Annotated in this window: 11 protein-coding genes; 9 read left to right on the top strand and 2 right to left on the bottom strand. The window is 39.6% G+C overall.

Annotation, left to right across the window (positions count from 1 at the left end; genetic code table 11):
• Positions 1-125 precede the first annotated feature (125 nt).
• The 5 genes from D5018_RS05795 (at position 126) to D5018_RS05815 (ending at position 8,628) form a co-directional block, all read left to right on the top strand.
• Positions 126-3,095 carry an ankyrin repeat domain-containing protein gene (locus D5018_RS05795; protein WP_121838064.1) on the top strand — a complete coding sequence of 990 codons (2,970 nt, stop codon included), beginning with the start codon at positions 126-128 and terminating at the stop codon, positions 3,093-3,095.
• 76 nt (positions 3,096-3,171) lie between these two features.
• Positions 3,172-3,792, top strand: coding sequence for a TetR family transcriptional repressor PsrA (gene psrA / locus D5018_RS05800; protein ID WP_121838118.1), 621 nt, complete (start codon positions 3,172-3,174; stop codon positions 3,790-3,792).
• 59 nt (positions 3,793-3,851) lie between these two features.
• Positions 3,852-6,128 (top strand): acyl-CoA dehydrogenase, encoded by a 2,277-nt coding sequence (locus tag D5018_RS05805; RefSeq protein ID WP_121838065.1) that lies wholly within the window; start codon positions 3,852-3,854, stop codon positions 6,126-6,128.
• Positions 6,129-6,325: 197 nt separating this feature from the next.
• Positions 6,326-7,981: an ankyrin repeat domain-containing protein gene (locus tag D5018_RS05810; RefSeq protein ID WP_121838066.1), complete on the top strand. Its 1,656-nt coding sequence runs from the start codon at positions 6,326-6,328 to the stop codon at positions 7,979-7,981.
• 20 nt (positions 7,982-8,001) lie between these two features.
• Positions 8,002-8,628 (top strand): hypothetical protein, encoded by a 627-nt coding sequence (locus D5018_RS05815; protein ID WP_121838067.1) that lies wholly within the window; start codon positions 8,002-8,004, stop codon positions 8,626-8,628.
• A 46-nt stretch (positions 8,629-8,674) separates the two neighbouring features.
• Here the strand turns inward: D5018_RS05815 and pyk are convergent, their stop codons facing one another.
• Positions 8,675-10,114 carry a pyruvate kinase gene (gene pyk, locus D5018_RS05820; RefSeq protein WP_121838068.1) on the bottom strand — a complete coding sequence of 480 codons (1,440 nt, stop codon included), beginning with the start codon at positions 10,112-10,114 and terminating at the stop codon, positions 8,675-8,677.
• A 260-nt stretch (positions 10,115-10,374) separates the two neighbouring features.
• Complete coding sequence (locus D5018_RS05825; RefSeq protein WP_121838069.1) at positions 10,375-11,229, bottom strand: MurR/RpiR family transcriptional regulator; 855 nt, start codon at positions 11,227-11,229, stop codon at positions 10,375-10,377.
• 349 nt (positions 11,230-11,578) lie between these two features.
• On the opposite strand from D5018_RS05825, the gene zwf reads away from it, so the two are divergent.
• The 4 genes from zwf to D5018_RS05845 all read left to right on the top strand — a co-directional run bounded on the left by zwf (position 11,579) and on the right by D5018_RS05845 (position 16,419).
• A complete protein-coding gene (gene zwf / locus D5018_RS05830; RefSeq protein WP_121838070.1) occupies positions 11,579-13,051 on the top strand; it encodes a glucose-6-phosphate dehydrogenase in 1,473 nt (490 codons plus the stop codon).
• A gap of 58 nt (positions 13,052-13,109) precedes the next feature.
• Positions 13,110-13,811: a 6-phosphogluconolactonase gene (pgl, locus tag D5018_RS05835; protein ID WP_121838071.1), complete on the top strand. Its 702-nt coding sequence runs from the start codon at positions 13,110-13,112 to the stop codon at positions 13,809-13,811.
• Between the two features lie 121 nt (positions 13,812-13,932).
• Positions 13,933-15,759 carry a phosphogluconate dehydratase gene (edd, locus tag D5018_RS05840; protein WP_121838072.1) on the top strand — a complete coding sequence of 609 codons (1,827 nt, stop codon included), beginning with the start codon at positions 13,933-13,935 and terminating at the stop codon, positions 15,757-15,759.
• Between the two features lie 15 nt (positions 15,760-15,774).
• Entirely contained in the window at positions 15,775-16,419 is a 645-nt protein-coding gene (locus D5018_RS05845; protein ID WP_121838073.1) for a bifunctional 4-hydroxy-2-oxoglutarate aldolase/2-dehydro-3-deoxy-phosphogluconate aldolase, read from the top strand.
• The last annotated feature ends 488 nt before the right edge of the window (positions 16,420-16,907 follow it).

A 16,907-nucleotide genomic window follows, 5' to 3' on the forward strand; every position in this document is an offset into this window, starting at 1 on the left:
GAAAATTGCATCTTCAAGTATCACGAACATAACACCCTGTAACGACTTCATTTTGCTATTTAAAAGCATCTATTCAGCAACAATATTATAAAGTGAAGTAAATAGATTATTACTTGGTAATAAGTATGGTTGCCTCTATTTTTAGAACACTTGTGGCAGGTGGTAGCGATAACACCCCAATCGAAGAGTTACATCAAAAGTTTCTCGATGAGTGCAGCGCTGGAAATTTAACATCGGTAAAAACGCTATGCTCCAAGGTAGAGGTTGACGATAGTCTTTGTGATTCAAATGGACTTAATGGTTTACATCTTGCCTGTAAAAATGGTCATGTAGAGGTGGTTAAGCGTCTGATAAAGTCTGGATATGATATCAATGCACCAACAAATAATGAGGAACGTTTTACTGCACTTCATATTGCTATCAGTGAAGAAAAACATGATGTTGTTGAGTTTCTGATGACTAATGGTGCTAATCCTAGCTTAGCTTGCGCTAGTGACGAAGCTCAACCGATTCATTTAGCTGTGGGTAAGCGAAACGCTCAATTAATGAAATCCCTACTATCAGTGCAAGTACAAAATACTGCAGAGGGAATTAATTGCTTAGCAAAAGATTCAAATGGAAAAAGTGCCTTCTCTATCGCATGTGAAAAAGGAGATCGAGATATTGTTGGGTTAATGTTGGAGTTTATATTTAGGCAAGATAGCGAAGAGCAACCCCATAAACATGAAGTACTAACAGCATTAATTTTACTATTACCCCCTCCCCAAACTGAAACCACTCTTAAGACTCAAGAGTTGGTCAAAGACAATTTTAAAGCGGTGAATAAAGTTGTACTTGATAAAGAAAGTACAACGGCCTCTCCTGTTTTAAAGCAGCTTTTTGAAACTCATCAAGATCACCCTCTAGAGTATGCTGCATTATGTAATGATCAATTTGTTTTTGAGTCACTCACTAAATATGGTCTTGTCGCTGTATCTGCTTTGACATTAGAGGCCGCAGTTTGGTCTAAGAGCCTAGATATTACTAAAAAAATTATTACTCAACACCCTAACTTTGGCACTGATACTAGTGCCGCTATTGACCATTTGCCAATATGTTACATCGCAGTGATGACGGATGCAGAAATGACCGAAATTCTTTATCCGTGCATTAATAAGATTGGTGTAACTGCCGACTGTATTAAATATAGAGCATTGGGGTATGCGGTATTATCGCACCAATTAAAATGTGTGAAATGTTTGGTTCCAAAAGAGTCTGATCTTTCAAACCTTAGTGCAACACCCAATGAGTGTTTATCTGCGATACACCTTGCGATTCGTGATGAGGAGTGTCTTCCCGTTCTAGAGTATTTATTAGATTATCAGTTGGGGAGTAAGGAGCAATCTAAACCTTCAGCTGAAGCGCGTAAATGCTTGTATGTATACAATCATAATAATCATCCGCCTTTATATAGCGCATTATTCAGGGGCAAGCGTGGAGCTGCTTCTATGCTTCTTGCGAGAATGAAAACCGATGAATTTAACTTAGGTGAGCAATATAAAATAATAAAATTCTTACACAACAACAAGTTAATTGAAGAAGTTGTTTGGTTATTGCAACAAGAGCTATTACTTGAAATGCCTCTTAAAGAAAAAGTCTTATTCCGTTTATATGAGGATACTGAGCTTGTTCATCAGTTAGTAGATGTAAGAGTTTCAAAAAAATATCTTGGAACACCTGATTGGGTGCAATTGTTGTTAATTTATTTATCAAGAAAAGAATATCAGCATTGTGAGTACCTATTAAAGATAGACAGAGTCCGTTTTTTCTTTGCAGAAGGCCAGTTTTATTCCAAGTTCAATTTTGAGCTTTTTCTTGGAACGATAGGTGTAGATGGATTAAAATTTTTGATCCAAACAGCAAAAATAAAAGTCAATAAACCTGACGAAAATGGCTGCACGCTTCTGTTTTATGTTGTGGGTCACTCACTAGAGTTTGTTGCTTTCTTATTAAATGCTGGTGCAATTCCTGGACATAAAAATAAAAATGGTAAAACGGCATTTGAGCAATTCGTAGGTTCTCGTAACCCTTTGAGTATTGAGTTTTGGCAATTAAAAATACTTTTAACTCATCCTGCAGTTATAGGGCATAGGCTGTTGTTCAAATGGAATACACCGCCACAGCAAAAAATTTCCGAGGTGACATTTTCTAGTGAAGAAAGCAAAAAAGCTGAAGAGTGGTTTCAACTTTTACAAGATAAATCAGATGTAGCTCAGTTATCCGCTTGGCTTGAAAGTACAGAAAATGAATCAAAATACCTCAATTTATACAAGGGGGTAACAGGGCAAGCTTCTGTGCACATTGCTGTTTATCAAGAGCGATATGATTGTTTGCCAATTTTTGAGCGTCATGGTGCAAATCTACTATTTCCAACACAGGTGACCAAAAATACGATTATGCATCAGGCTGCAATGAATAATAAAGTTGAACTCGCTAAACTGTATTGTCAGGATCACAGATTTTACAGCCTCACAAATAGTGATGGTAGAACACTAATCATGGAGGCAATACATTTTCAACATTTTCAAAAGGGTCATGTACTAGATATTTTTCTGGAACATCGCCCAATCGTTGATGATTCTTCAAAAAATTCAGTTAAAGCAGAGGTAAGAAAACAAGTAGCAAGGCTTCAAAGACTTCTTTGGTGTGACTATGAGATTACCGTATTTCAAGAAACGTTGAATCACAGTTTAGTTACCAGCAACATCAACATCCGAGATTTCGAATTAAACTATACGGCTGTCGATGTCGCTGTGATTCGCGGTAAGCATAACCAACTTCGACTTTTATTCGAGCACAAAGCAAGGGTAGAAAAATCGACGTCTTCTAGTAATGAAAATCTATTGCATCTATTACTTCGCTTTGACAAAACACCTGAGACAGATCAATTAGAAACGTGGTCAGTCTTAATCAGCAATTTAAAACCTAATATGTTAAAAGACTTTTTGATGCAAAAAAACAAATCGGGTTTTACTCCTATGGAACTTGCGGAGAGAGTCGATAAATCTGAATTACTTCAAGCGTTTCAAGGTTTTCTGGAATCATTAAAAAAATAGCGCTTTCTATTTGACATTTATACCCTTAAACGATAATTTTAAACAACTGTTTGAATTTGAGTTGTGAGTGAATGGTATGGCGTCAGTGAAAGGCACAAAAACCAAAATTCTCAATGCTGCAGAAAAGCTATTTGCAGAACGCGGGTTTTCTGAAACATCATTACGTTTAATCACCAGCAAAGCAGAAGTAAATTTAGCTTCAGTTAACTATCATTTTGGTTCCAAAAAAGAATTGATACGTGCTGTATTAGCGAGATACCTCGATGTTTTCATGCCTGCGGCAGTTGCTTCATTAGAGCAATTACCTGATGAAAGTAGCTTGGAGGATGTATTTTCTAGCTTAGTAAATCCATTACTAGAGTTAAAACGCATACATCCTTATGGTACGAGTAATTTTTTACAATTGATCAGTCGTGGTTATATTGAAAGCCAAGGCCATTTACGTTGGTTTTTTACTACCCATTATGGAGATTCCCTTTCAATCTTTATTGATGCTGTAAAAAGCTGCGTTCCAGATATTCCTGATTCAGATATGTTTTGGAAATTGCATTTTACATTAGGCACTGTGGTTTTCACTATGGCTTCATCGGATGCTTTGATGGAAATTGCTGCGGCTGATTTTGAGGAACACAACGACATTGAAACTGTGATCCGAAAACTGATCCCTTATATGGCTTCAGGCGTAACTAACTCATAAAGAGTATTTAAAATAACCCTTTAGAGACCATTTTCTAAACTAATTTAGGTTTTGTTGTTATGAGCATTGTTGTTTTACTCTTAATTGCTGTTGCCATTGTTTTTGGTGTCCACAGCATTCGAATGCGTCTCATCACTCGTCCTGCGTTTGCATTTTTTAAACGCGTGTTGCCACCACTTTCAGATACAGAACGTGAGGCAATGGAAGCAGGGGATGTTTGGTGGGAAGGTGAATTATTCCGAGGTAAACCAGATTGGAATAAACTCCATGGTTATGGTCAACCAACCCTTACGGAAGAAGAAAAAGATTTTATTGATAATCAGGTGAAAACCGCGATGACCATGATGGATGATTACGATATCGTCCATCATCGCAAAGATCTTCCACCTGAGTTATGGGATTACTTGAAGTCTCAAGGCTTCTTTTCATTAATCATTCCGAAAAAATACGGTGGTAAAGAGTTCTCGGCTTTTGCTAATTCAACTATTGTTGCTCAATTAGCCACAAGAAGCATAAGTGCTGCAGTAACAGTAATGGTGCCAAACTCATTAGGTCCAGGTGAGTTGCTTACCCATTACGGTACCAATGAGCAAAGAGATTATTGGCTGCCTCGCTTAGCAAATGGTGAAGAAATTCCATGTTTTGCACTAACAGGACCTGAAGCTGGCAGTGATGCTGGTGGCATTCCTGACACTGGTATTGTTTGTCGTCGAGAGTTCGAAGGCGAAGAGGTGCTTGGTTTATCCTTAACTTGGAACAAGCGATATATCACACTTGCTCCGGTTGCTACGGTTCTAGGCTTAGCGTTTCAAATGCGAGATCCAGATAAATTACTTGGAGATACCATTGATTTAGGGATCACTTGCGCGTTAATACCAACAAGTCATGAAGGAGTGAATATTGGACGCCGCCATAACCCAATGAACTTAGCGTTTATGAATGGTACAACGCATGGCGAAGATGTTTTCATTCCTTTAGATTGGATTATCGGTGGTCCTCAATATGCGGGCAAAGGCTGGCGCATGCTGGTGGAATGTTTATCTGCAGGACGCGGAATTTCATTACCTGCACTTGCAACCGCTTCTGGGCATGTTACTACTCAAACCACAACGGCATATAGTTATGTTCGTAAGCAGTTTGGTTTATCCATTGGTCGGTTTGAGGGTGTGCAAGAAGCAATGGCTCGCATTATTTCTAACACTTATCAACTTGAAGCGGCAAGACGTCTTACGACAACTGGCCTTGATTTAAAAGTTAAACCTTCGGTCATAACGGCAATCGCTAAATATCACATGACAGAATTAGGTCGTGATGTGATGAATGATGCGATGGATATTCAGTCAGGTAAGGGTATTCAGCTAGGTAAAAAGAATTATCTCGGTCATGGTTACATGGGAATTCCAATCTCGATAACCGTTGAAGGTGCGAATATTTTAACTCGTTCTTTGATGATTTTCGGCCAAGGTGCTACTCGATGCCATCCATATGTGCTGCCTGAAATGGAAACCGCACAAATGGAAGACCAAAAAGCAGCATTAGATCGCTTTGACCGCTTGCTAATGGGACATATTGGATATGCTTGTCGAAATGCATTTAGCAGTTTAGGACATGCGCTTTCACGCAGTAGCTTTGCTTCTGCGCCGGTAGCAGGTGAGACCCAGCAATACTATAAAGACATGACTCGACTTTCTTCGGCATTAGCTTTTATGAGTGATATTGCTATGTTAATCCTTGGTGGAGATCTAAAGCGCAAAGAAATGCTTTCAGCAAGGCTTGGGGATGTATTGAGCCAGCTGTATTTAGGCTCTGCTACTTTAAAACATTTTGAGGATAATGGTCATCAGCAAGATGAACTTCCTTTAGTGCACTATGTGATGCAAGAGCGTTTACACATAGCGGCTAAGGCTCTACAAGAAGCGATTGCTAACTTCCCTAATCGTCCAATTGCGTGGATTTTGAGAGGTTTGATTTTCCCACTTGGAAATCATTTCGATAAGCCAGCGGATGATTTAGCCATTAAACTTGCAGAATCCATGAGCAAACCGTCACCAGCTAGAGAGCGATTGACCTTCTTAAGTCGTGTATTTGAAGGGGATAACAGTGGTATTGCGGAAGTTGAGAATGCCTTCATCGCACAATATGAGTGTCGTGACATCATGGCAAAAATATCTTCTGCACAGAAAACGGGCACTTTAGAACGTAAAGTTCGAGGTATGGCTTTATTTGAGTCGGCGCAGGAAAAAGGTGTAATTTCTGAAGCTGAGTTTAAGCAACTTAAAAAAGCTGATGAGTTAAGATTAGAAGCGATTCATGTCGATGATTTTGACAAGCTTTAATAATTTGTAATTAAACAAAGCGCCACAGCCGATTCGCTGTGGCGTTTTAGTTTGTATCCATAAAATATAACCAAATGCTTTTTGGAGCTTAAGTTTTTAGTGATAATCTCGCCCAAAGAGTGCAAATAACTTCCTCATCTTGCTCTTCACTAACGAGTAAACAATTAGAAATCACTTATGTTTAGGGAGGTAAGTCAATGGCAATATATGTAGATCATACCGGTCAATCTGTAGACGAAAACCAAGTCCCAAACCTTTTAAATGCAAAGCAAGTGACGAGGGTCGCTCGTCAGGCTGGCCAAGAGCTTCTTATCGTTACTAGGAGTGATGAACATAATCGGGAACTTTCTCTATTTTATGTTTGCCAAACCCCCAGAAACTTTGAAATTCAGCCAATACGTTTTGGCTTTTTTCAAAGATACATCACCAATCCGAGTGATATTCAATTACGAGAACAAGCTTATAAGGACTTAATTGAGCAGTGCCCTCTCGAACACTCGCCGCGATTATGTAAATTGTATACCATTAGACACTTTCCTAATCAATTAATACTATCATTGCCAAACGGTACTTCAATAGCCATGGCTTTTGAATTTTTGAACCGTGTGCGTATTCCAAATTTTTCTCGATTTATAGAAATGTTCGAAAATATGAATCATGACGGAATACAAGAAATGTTGGAGAGACCAATAAATATCGATGCTCCGATGAAAAATGGCGATACATTGCTGATGGTTGCTGCAGGTTATTACGACGCCACCATGGTTAATGCATTACTTAATGCCAGTGCAAACCCCAATAAAAAAAATGAAAGAGGGAAAACTGCGTTAAGTTATGCCGCTAAATGTGGTCAGGTAGCTTCATTGGAGCTTTTGCTTGCAAAAAAAGCCGATAGTCTTATTACTGATAAATGTGGACGTTTACCATTACACTTTGCAGCTAGAAATGGTCATGTTGAGTGTATGAAAAAGTTACTTGCAAGTGATCACAGTACAATAAACCAAACGGATAGCTTTGGATACACTCCGCTGCATTGTGCTGTGAGAGAAGGGCGTAAAGAAATCGTTGAGGAGCTTTGTGCCACCGTTGAAATGAGATTTAATACTCCTGCTTTTATTAAGTTTGCTCTCTCAGCAGGCCAAACAGGAATAGCAAAATTATTAAAAAGTTATACGAATACAGATATTGGAAGTGATATCACCATTTCATCTTTATTAAGAGAAGAATCAAGTGAAGACACTCTTACTCATCAGATATGGAGTGCCATTGAGCATGCCGATGAATTAGAACTAAATGCTCTTCTTTCAAGTGGCAATTTACCTAAGAGTTTAAACCTTGGTAAATTAGTCGACCGTTCTGATGGATTTTTTTTATTACATAAAGCCGCTGCCTATGCTAATGCTGAATGCTGCCAAAGACTATTGCGCTATATAACTGATAAAAATTTAAGGTTGCCAGATACTGGTTTCACCCCTTTACATATTGCCGCCATTTTTGACAACCAAGGAGCCTTGGAGTGTTTGGGTAGGAGTATTCCAAGAATTGTTAATATGCAATGCTCTGTTGGGGCGACAGCAGCAAGTTATGCTGCCATGAGAGGGAGTGAACAAGGTTTACGATGGTTGGTGAAAAGGGGAAATGCTAACTTATTAATTAGTTCTGACACAGGTAAAACTCCGCTCCATGTGGCTGCGTATCATGGACATATAAAATGCGTTAAATTTATATTGAACCAAGACGTTCCTTACAAAACAAAAGATAATCAGGGGGCTACCCCAATTCGGTTGGCGACAGAAAATGGTCATTGGGAGGTTGTGAAGTATATCGAAGACTTTGATCGTGTTCCTAGCTAGTCCCTTTAGAGACTTAAGTTATGTTTGAGCAATTAACAATAAATGTGGATTACGCATTTTTTTTCCCTTCGAATAAGAAAAAAAGTCTTGGTAATTGCGCTTTGCTCAAACAAACCTGTTTTAAAACATCTGCAGGTCTAACTCACATCTATCAGGTTTATTCTTCAAAAGAGGAAGGAAATGTATTCTATTTTTGTAAAGGTGAATATCATGGAATTATGTGCAGTAAAAACATACCAACTAGGGATAGATTAATTTTATTTTTTGGTAATACCCCACAAGCAAAAGCTTTTATTGACAGCAAAGTAACCAATCAAAGTCCCCTGCAAGACGTTCATTTATTTTTTCATTACCGATATTATCCGGAGACGCAAAAAGGAAAGCTTGAAAAAGCTCAAGTTTGCCTAGAAACAAAAGATGTGACTCCAGAAGGGAAAGAGGTTTCGATATCGGTCGTTAGAGAGCAAGCTAGTTCATTGGTAACCTTTTATTCACAGGGAACAAAGGCTTCTTCTATATACAGGATTTATGAGCCAGTTCTTTCAAAACATCTTACTTTATTTTTAGATAAGTCTGAGCTTGCAACGAAATTTATCAAGGCTTACGAAGAAAATTCTGCGGTTGCTATTGCTCTAGAGCCTTTATAAAAAAGGAAGGCAAGTAGCCTTCCTAAAAAATAAAATCTATTTGCTTTTAAGCAACAATTACAACCTTACAAGTGTTAGTGCCGCCAACCGTTTCCATTGCGTCACCTTTAGTCATAAGAACCATGTCACCAGACTGTAGATCACCAGATTTTACTAACTCATCTAAGGCGCTTTTAGCGAGAGCGTCAGCGCTGAATTGAGTTGAATCGAAGTAAACTGGCTTAACACCGCGATATAACGCCATTTTAGCTAAAGTCTTATAGTGGCGAGACAGTGCAAAAATAGGCAAAGCAGAGCTGATGCGTGACATCAATTTTGGCGTTGAACCTGACTCAGTCAATGCGATAATGGCTTTAATGCCTTTCAAGTGATTAGCTGCATACATAGTAGACATTGCGATAGTTTCTTCGATGTTATCGAATGTCTGATCAAGTCTATGCTTTGATACTCGAATACTAGGGTGTGCTTCAGCACCAACACACACATTACCCATTGCCGTTACGGTTTCTTCTGGGAAGTCACCAGCAGCAGTTTCTGCAGAAAGCATTACCGCGTCAGTACCATCAAGAACAGCATTTGCAACGTCCATTACTTCAGCACGCGTTGGCATTGGGCTGGTGATCATAGACTCCATCATTTGAGTTGCAGTAATTACAACTTTATTCAATTGACGAGAGCGGCTGATTAATTGCTTTTGTACTGCAACTAGGGCTGCGTCACCGATTTCAACACCCAAGTCACCACGAGCTACCATTACAACGTCAGAAGCTTTGATCACATCATCCATAGCTTCTTGAGTTTCAACGGCTTCTGCACGCTCAACTTTAGCTACGATCATTGGATCGTGACCTGCTTCGTTAACTAGACGACGAGCATAGTCTAAGTCAGCACCTGTACGTGGGAATGAAACAGCTAGGAAATCAACTTTGATTTGAGCTGCTGTGATGATGTCAGCTTTATCTTTGTCAGTAAGAGCTGCAGCAGAAAGGCCACCACCTTGCTTGTTGATACCTTTGTTATTTGAAAGAGGACCAGCAACAGTAACAGTTGTGTGAACTTTACGACCTTCTACTTTTTCAACACGTAGTTGAACGCGACCATCGTCAAGCATCAAGATGTCGCCAATGTTTACGTCATCAGGAAGTTCTTTATAGTCGATACCAACTTGGTTTTTATCACCTTCACCTTTTGCTAGTTCTGCATCAAGAACGAAAGACTGACCAAGGTCTAGTTGTACTTTTTTGTTGTCTTTAAAGGTAGAAACACGAATTTTAGGGCCTTGTAAATCACCTAAAATAGCGACGTTAACACCAAGTTCTTTAGCAATGCTTCTTACATCATTAGCACGCTTTAAGTGGTCTTCTGGTGAGCCGTGAGAGAAGTTTAGACGAACGACGTTTGCACCTTTTGCAATGATTTTACGTAAATTATCATCGCGGTCAGTAGCTGGGCCAAGGGTGGTAACGATCTTAGTTCTTCGGAACATGGGATACTCCGTTAATGCATCAAAATTATGGAAGAATTCTGTTTAAAAAAATTATTCAACATGCAACTTGTCAATACTTATTTTTTGAAATATTGAAAGTCTGCATCTTGAATAATTTTGAAATATCTTACCAAAGTTCTTACTGTAATGTAGGAAAGTTACACCAAAATGATAGGTTTTATAGAATTATTTGTGAGCAATGACAAAATTTTTGAGAGTAATTGACAGAAGTTCAGAAAGAACCCCTGTCATAATTTGAGCTATTCCGTCAGATCTTTATTGATTCTTGACTCTTTCAATACTTCTTTCACACGCTTTAAGTTATCTCTAAAGCGAGGACCGCGACGAAGCATGAAGCCAGTTGATAACACATCTACCACAACTAATTGAGCTAAACGTGAGGCCATTGGTAAGAATACATCTGTATCTTCGCCAACTTCCATCGTAACAGCTAAAGTACACTCAAGAGATAGCGGAGAGTTTCTTGCTGTAATGCCTATTACTGCTGCACCATTTTCTCGGGCGAGCTTGGCAATTTCAATAAGAGATTTGGTACGCCCAGTGTGCGAAATCAGCACCACAACATCACCATCATTACAGTTGATGCAGCTCATACGTTGCATCAATACATCATCAAAGCAAATTACTGGGACATTAAAACGGAAAAACTTATTTTGAGCATCGTGAGCAACAGATGAAGATGCGCCTAGGCCAAAAAATGAGATGGTTTTAGCTTGTGTAAGGATATCAACAGCGCGATTGATCGCATTCATATCAAGGCTTTGACGAGCTAAATCCAAAGAAGCCATTGATGATTCAAAGATTTTGGTGGTATATGAATCAGCTGAGTCATCTTCTTCTACATGTCGACTTACATAAGGTGTACCATTAGCCAGGCTCTGGGCTAGGTGCAGTTTAAAATCAGGGAAACCTTTAGTGTCCAAGCGACGGCAAAAGCGGTTAACCGTTGGCTCACTTACATCTGCCATTTTGGCTAAGGTTGCTATGCTCGAGTGAATGGCCGTTTGTGGTGATGCTAAGATTACTTCAGCAACTTTACGCTCTGATTTACTAAAGTGGATTAGACTGTTTTGAACTTTTTCTAGGGTGTTCATGCTATATGTGTCCGCTCTATATAAGTTGTAATAATTCTATAGCTAAATCGACATAAATGAGTGCTCTCAGAGCTGCCAATCTATATTGATTTAACTATATGTTCTTCCCTGAAATGAACATGCGCGTAACTTTTTGTATCAAATCTGAAAAGATTTTTATAACTACAGTAATTAATGAACAAAAAGAATACCAGATTTTGATCAGAACTGGCTACATAAGAAAACTTGTATTTTTTCAATTTACAGGTGCAATTGGTCGATTCTGTTGTTATATTACAACAAAATTGTGTGATGATTTGCCAATTTTCTCTGGCAAGTGTCACAGATATTGAAAGGAGTGAGGTTGGTGATGGGTAAAAAAAACTCAGACGCTAAAGCTTGTGATTTTGTATTGTTTGGTACTAAAGGTGATTTGGCAAGAAGGAAGCTTTTGCCATCTTTATATCAGCTAGATAAAGCGAATCTACTGGCTGAAGATACAAGAATTATTGGTGTTGCCAAAGACGATTTTAGTCAAGAGGAGTACCATCAACGAGTAACGGAAGCGCTGGAAAAATTTGTAAAAGAAGACCTATGTCCAGAGACACTATCAAGGTTTGTTAAGCGTTGTTTCTATATTGGTGCTGAATTTACAAACGCTGAAAGTTACGAGAAATTTCATGACATAATTGATCTTAAAAAACGCGTTATGGTCAATTATTTTGCAACGCCTCCTTTTCTATTTGGTGACATATGTCGCTGTCTAAATGAACAACAATTGATCAATTCTGAAACTCGTGTGGTTCTAGAAAAACCAATTGGTAATGATCTTGAAAGTTCAAAAGTCATTAATGATCAAGTTTCCACCTATTTTAATGAATCCCAGATTTATCGTATCGACCATTATTTAGGTAAAGAGACGGTTCAAAACCTTATTGCACTTCGCTTTGCTAATTCGCTATTTGCGTCTAAATGGGACAACAGAACCATTGATCATGTGCAAATCACGGTAGCCGAAGCCGTTGGTATAGAAGGTCGCTGGGGTTACTTTGACAAAGCAGGTCAAATGCGAGACATGATCCAGAACCACTTATTGCAGATTTTGTCTTTAGTGGCAATGGATCCACCTGTTGACCTTGATGCCGACAGTATCCGTGATGAAAAAGTAAAAGTGCTTAAATCCTTGCGTCGAATTAATCAAGATAATGTCTATGAAAATACGGTTCGTGGGCAATACAGCTCAGGTTTTCTAGAAGGCCGAGCTGTTCCGGGTTATCTAGAAGAAGAAGATGCAAATGTTGACTCTAACACTGAAACCTTTGTTGCATTGAGAGTTGATATTGATAACTGGCGCTGGGCGGGTGTTCCGTTTTATTTAAGAAGCGGTAAGCGCATGCCATTAAAAAGCTCTGAAATTGTGGTTTATTTTAAAAACCCTCCACACAACTTATATCGTGACAGTTATCGCAATCTCCCTCCAAATAAGTTAACGATTCGGTTACAACCACATGAAGGTGTGGAAATTCAGATGATGAATAAAGTGCCTGGGTTGGAGCAAAAACAGCGTTTACAAACCACCAAATTAGATTTGAGCTTCTCTGATACTTTCAAAAACGATCGAATTGCTGATGCCTACGAACGTTTGCTTCATGAAGCAATGAAAGGCAATCAGGCTTTATTTGTACGCCGTGATGAAGTAGAGCAAGCGTGGCAATGGGTCGATGGCATTATGGAAGCGTGGGATCATGCTGGTGAAAAACCTAAAGCATACCCAGCAGGCTCGTGGGGGCCCGTAGCTTCGGTTGCTTTGATCAGTAAAGATGGTCGTTCTTGGGACGAATAAACTCATTGATTGCAAAGAAGCTTAGCTTCTTTGCAGTGAAAACTTTGGATTGGATACAATGAAAGAAGCTGTATTTAAGTCTTTTGATAGTGCAACACAATTGGCGGAAAAGCTTGCTGATAAAATTGCGACCTTATTACAAGAAGGCGTTGATAATCGCGGTACTGCTAGCCTAGTGGTATCTGGTGGCTCAACCCCTATCGAGCTTTTTAAATTATTGAGAATTAAAAATATCGATTGGCAAAATGTGTATATCACTTTGGCTGATGAGCGCTGGGTTGATGCTGATGATTCGGCTTCGAATGAAGCTTTAGTTCGTGAGTACTTACTGAAAAATAAAGCGTCGTCAGCCAAGTTTACTGGCCTAAAGAACATGTTTGCTACCGCAGTTGAAGGGGCAGCATTAGCCAGTGAAAAGCTAGAGCACTTCCCTGAAAAGTTTGATGTTGTGATATTGGGTATGGGAAATGATGGTCATACATGCTCTTGGTTCCCGTGTGCTCAACCTTCAGAGTTAGACAACGCGCTAACCAATGAGAAAACGTGTGTTGCCGTGACCCCAACCTCTGCACCACATGAACGGATCACGTTAACCAAACCTCGAATCCTTTCTAGTCGACAAATATTTTTGCACCTTGTAGGTGAATCTAAGCTTGAAGTATATCGTCAAGCTAAGGAAAGTGCTGATGTGAACGAAATGCCGATACGCGCCGTTCTTTCTCAGTCAAAAACTCCTGTAGATGTTTATTGGAGCTGTTAATTTTTCAAGTTTATCCATTTCGATTTTTATTGATGATTCCAGCCTCAGTGGCTGAATTAGTCAACAAAACCTTATGGTAAGCAGGAATTAAGTAAAGTTAAAAATGCCCTTAGGAGGCAACATGCATTCAGTTATTCAATCCGTTACTGACAGGATCATAGAGCGCAGTAAAGAGACTCGTTCTCGTTATCTTGCAGCTTTGAAGGATGCACAAACAAAAGGTGTCCACCGTAGTTCCCTAAGTTGTGGCAACTTAGCACATGGCTTTGCTGCTTGTAGCGTAGATGATAAATCGTCATTACAGCAATTTAATAAGGCCAATATCGGTATTGTTACTGCGTACAATGACATGTTGTCAGCTCATCAGCCTTATGCTGATTATCCTGAAATTTTAAAGAAAGCCTGTAAAGAAGTAGGTAGCGTTGCTCAAGTTGCGGGTGGTGTGCCAGCTATGTGTGATGGTGTGACTCAAGGTCAGCCGGGTATGGAGCTTAGCTTACTTAGTCGTGAAATCATTGCTATGTCTTCGGCGGTAGGCTTATCTCACAACATGTTTGATGGTGCTTTACTCCTCGGTATCTGCGATAAAATCGTCCCGGGCTTATTAATCGGTGCATTAAGCTTTGGTCACTTACCTATGCTATTTGTTCCTGCGGGACCGATGAAGTCGGGTATCCCAAATAAAGAAAAAGCACGTGTACGCCAAAAATTCGCCCAAGGTCTAGTCGGTCGTGACGAGTTACTTGAAGCTGAGTCTAAGTCATATCATAGTGCTGGTACTTGTACTTTCTATGGTACAGCAAACTCTAACCAGTTAATGCTTGAAGTAATGGGACTGCAATTACCAGGCTCTTCATTTGTTAATCCTGATGATCCTCTACGTGCTGCGCTGAATGCGACGGCTGCACATCAAGTGTGCCGCTTGACTGAGCATAGCGGTCAATATTCTCCTATTGGCGAAATTGTTAATGAGAAGTCTTTAGTCAACGGTATTGTTGCGTTACTGGCAACAGGCGGCTCAACAAACTTAACTATGCACATGGTTGCTGCTGCTAGGGCGGCAGGCATCATCATTAATTGGGATGATTTCTCAGAGCTATCAGATGTTGTGCCTTTATTGGCTCGAGTTTATCCAAACGGACATGCTGATATTAACCATTTCCATGCGGCAGGTGGTATGGCTTACCTGATCCATGAGTTACTTGAGGCTGGTTTATTGCATGAAGATGTAAACACTGTCGCAGGCTATGGCTTGAAGAAATATACCCTAGAGCCAAAATTAATCGATGGTGAATTAACTTGGGTTGATGGTCCAACAGAAAGTTTAGATAAAGAAGTTTTGACGGGTGTTAAGTCTCCATTCCAGCCAAACGGTGGCTTGAAGTTAATGAAAGGCAACTTGGGTCGTGCAGTATTGAAAGTTTCAGCTGTTCAGCCTGAAAACCGAGTTGTTGAAGCACCAGCTATCGTGATTGATGATCAAAATAAGCTGCAAGCTATTTTTGATGCGGGTGGTTTAGATAAAGATTGTGTTGTCGTAGTTAAGGGGCAAGGGCCTAAAGCTAACGGTATGCCAGAGCTTCATAAACTGACTCCTTTACTTGGCTCTCAGCAAGATAAAGGTTTTAGAGTCGCACTTCTGACAGATGGTCGTATGTCAGGTGCATCAGGCAAAGTTCCGGCGGCGATTCACCTCACTCCTGAAGCCTTAGATGGTGGGTTGATCGGTAAAATCCAAGATGGAGATCTGATCCGAATCGATGCACACACCGGTGAACTAAGCTTGTTGGTTGATGAGACTGAACTATCAAACCGTGAAGCTGAAAAACTTGATTTAAGAAAGTCTCACTATGGTATGGGACGAGAACTATTTGGCGCGTTACGAGCGAATCTCAGTAGCCCTGAAACAGGTGCTCGCAGCACTCAAGCAATCGATGACGTGTATTAATACAAGGAACACGAAATGGTAAATAATAATTGGTCTTTACAACCAGCAGATGTTTTTGAAAGAAGCCCTGTAGTTCCTGTTATGGTCATCAATAAGCTTGAGCATGCCGTACCATTAGCTAAAGCTTTAGTGGCTGGGGGAATTTCTGTATTAGAGATTACCTTACGAACTGAATGTGCATTAGAAGCAATTAAGCTGATCAAACAAGAAGTGCCTGAAGCGTTAGTTGGTGCAGGTACGGTGTTGAATGAAGAACAGCTTCAACAAGCGATTGATGCGGGTTCTGAATTCATTATTACTCCAGGCGCATCTGTTGATTTATTAAAAGCAGGCACACAATCTGGTGTTCCAATGTTCCCTGGTGTGGCTACGATTTCTGAAATCATGACCGCTTTAGAGCTTGGCTATAAGCACTTAAAATTCTTCCCTGCTGAAGCATCTGGCGGTGTTAAAACATTAAAAGCCTTTGCAGGCCCTCTGCCGAAAGACATTCGTTTTTGTCCTACTGGTGGTATCTCACCTAAAAACTATAGAGACTACCTTGAGTTAGACTTTATTGATTGTATTGGTGGCAGTTGGATTGCACCTTCAGATGCGATTGAAGCTGGTGACTGGGATAGAATTACTGGGCTTTGTAAAGAAGCATTAGCTAATATTTAATACCAATTTGAAAGTTATACTTGCGATACTTCCCTTTATGCACTGTGACCAGCTTACTTTGGTGGTTAAATCTCACTGATTGAATTTTGAATGTGTGTTGTTATACCAATTATAGTAATTAAATGCACAGCTCAGAGCTATGTATGTGTTCAAGGTACAAGTGAAATTGATGAAGATATAGTTACTTTACATCGAGAAAATTTTGCGCAGTAATTTGGACACATACAGGCTCCCAGAGGACAAGGCTAAAGCCTTTCATTGCTACGATACAAGTTTTTGAATTATCCCGGTAGTACTTCAAACTTGCGCCTTGTACAGAAAGCCTTTAGCTCTTGCTGAGCGGGAAGTTAATTACTGTAATTGGTATTAAAGTAGCACGGAATTCTTTAGAAGATCACCCGCTAATCAAAAAATTCTATTCACTTCTATTCCTATGAATTCAACCTTGATTCAGTCACATTAATATAGAGTTGCCTCGTTATTAATAA

Source organism: Parashewanella curva, assembly GCF_003675895.1.
In the GTDB taxonomy this organism is placed as follows: domain Bacteria; phylum Pseudomonadota; class Gammaproteobacteria; order Enterobacterales; family Shewanellaceae; genus Parashewanella; species Parashewanella curva.

What these genes read in the sequence shown, in the direction of transcription:
- edd (WP_121838072.1), top strand. Translation starts at nt 13,933, where the DNA reads ATGCATTCAGTTATTCAATCCGTTACTGACAGGATCATAGAGCGCAGT.
- D5018_RS05805 (WP_121838065.1), top strand. Translation starts at nt 3,852, where the DNA reads ATGAGCATTGTTGTTTTACTCTTAATTGCTGTTGCCATTGTTTTTGGT.
- D5018_RS05810 (WP_121838066.1), top strand. Translation starts at nt 6,326, where the DNA reads ATGGCAATATATGTAGATCATACCGGTCAATCTGTAGACGAAAACCAA.
- psrA (WP_121838118.1), top strand. Translation starts at nt 3,172, where the DNA reads ATGGCGTCAGTGAAAGGCACAAAAACCAAAATTCTCAATGCTGCAGAA.
- zwf (WP_121838070.1), top strand. Translation starts at nt 11,579, where the DNA reads ATGGGTAAAAAAAACTCAGACGCTAAAGCTTGTGATTTTGTATTGTTT.
- pyk (WP_121838068.1), bottom strand. Translation starts at nt 10,114, where the DNA reads ATGTTCCGAAGAACTAAGATCGTTACCACCCTTGGCCCAGCTACTGAC.
- D5018_RS05815 (WP_121838067.1), top strand. Translation starts at nt 8,002, where the DNA reads ATGTTTGAGCAATTAACAATAAATGTGGATTACGCATTTTTTTTCCCT.
- D5018_RS05845 (WP_121838073.1), top strand. Translation starts at nt 15,775, where the DNA reads ATGGTAAATAATAATTGGTCTTTACAACCAGCAGATGTTTTTGAAAGA.
- D5018_RS05795 (WP_121838064.1), top strand. Translation starts at nt 126, where the DNA reads ATGGTTGCCTCTATTTTTAGAACACTTGTGGCAGGTGGTAGCGATAAC.
- pgl (WP_121838071.1), top strand. Translation starts at nt 13,110, where the DNA reads ATGAAAGAAGCTGTATTTAAGTCTTTTGATAGTGCAACACAATTGGCG.
- D5018_RS05825 (WP_121838069.1), bottom strand. Translation starts at nt 11,229, where the DNA reads ATGAACACCCTAGAAAAAGTTCAAAACAGTCTAATCCACTTTAGTAAA.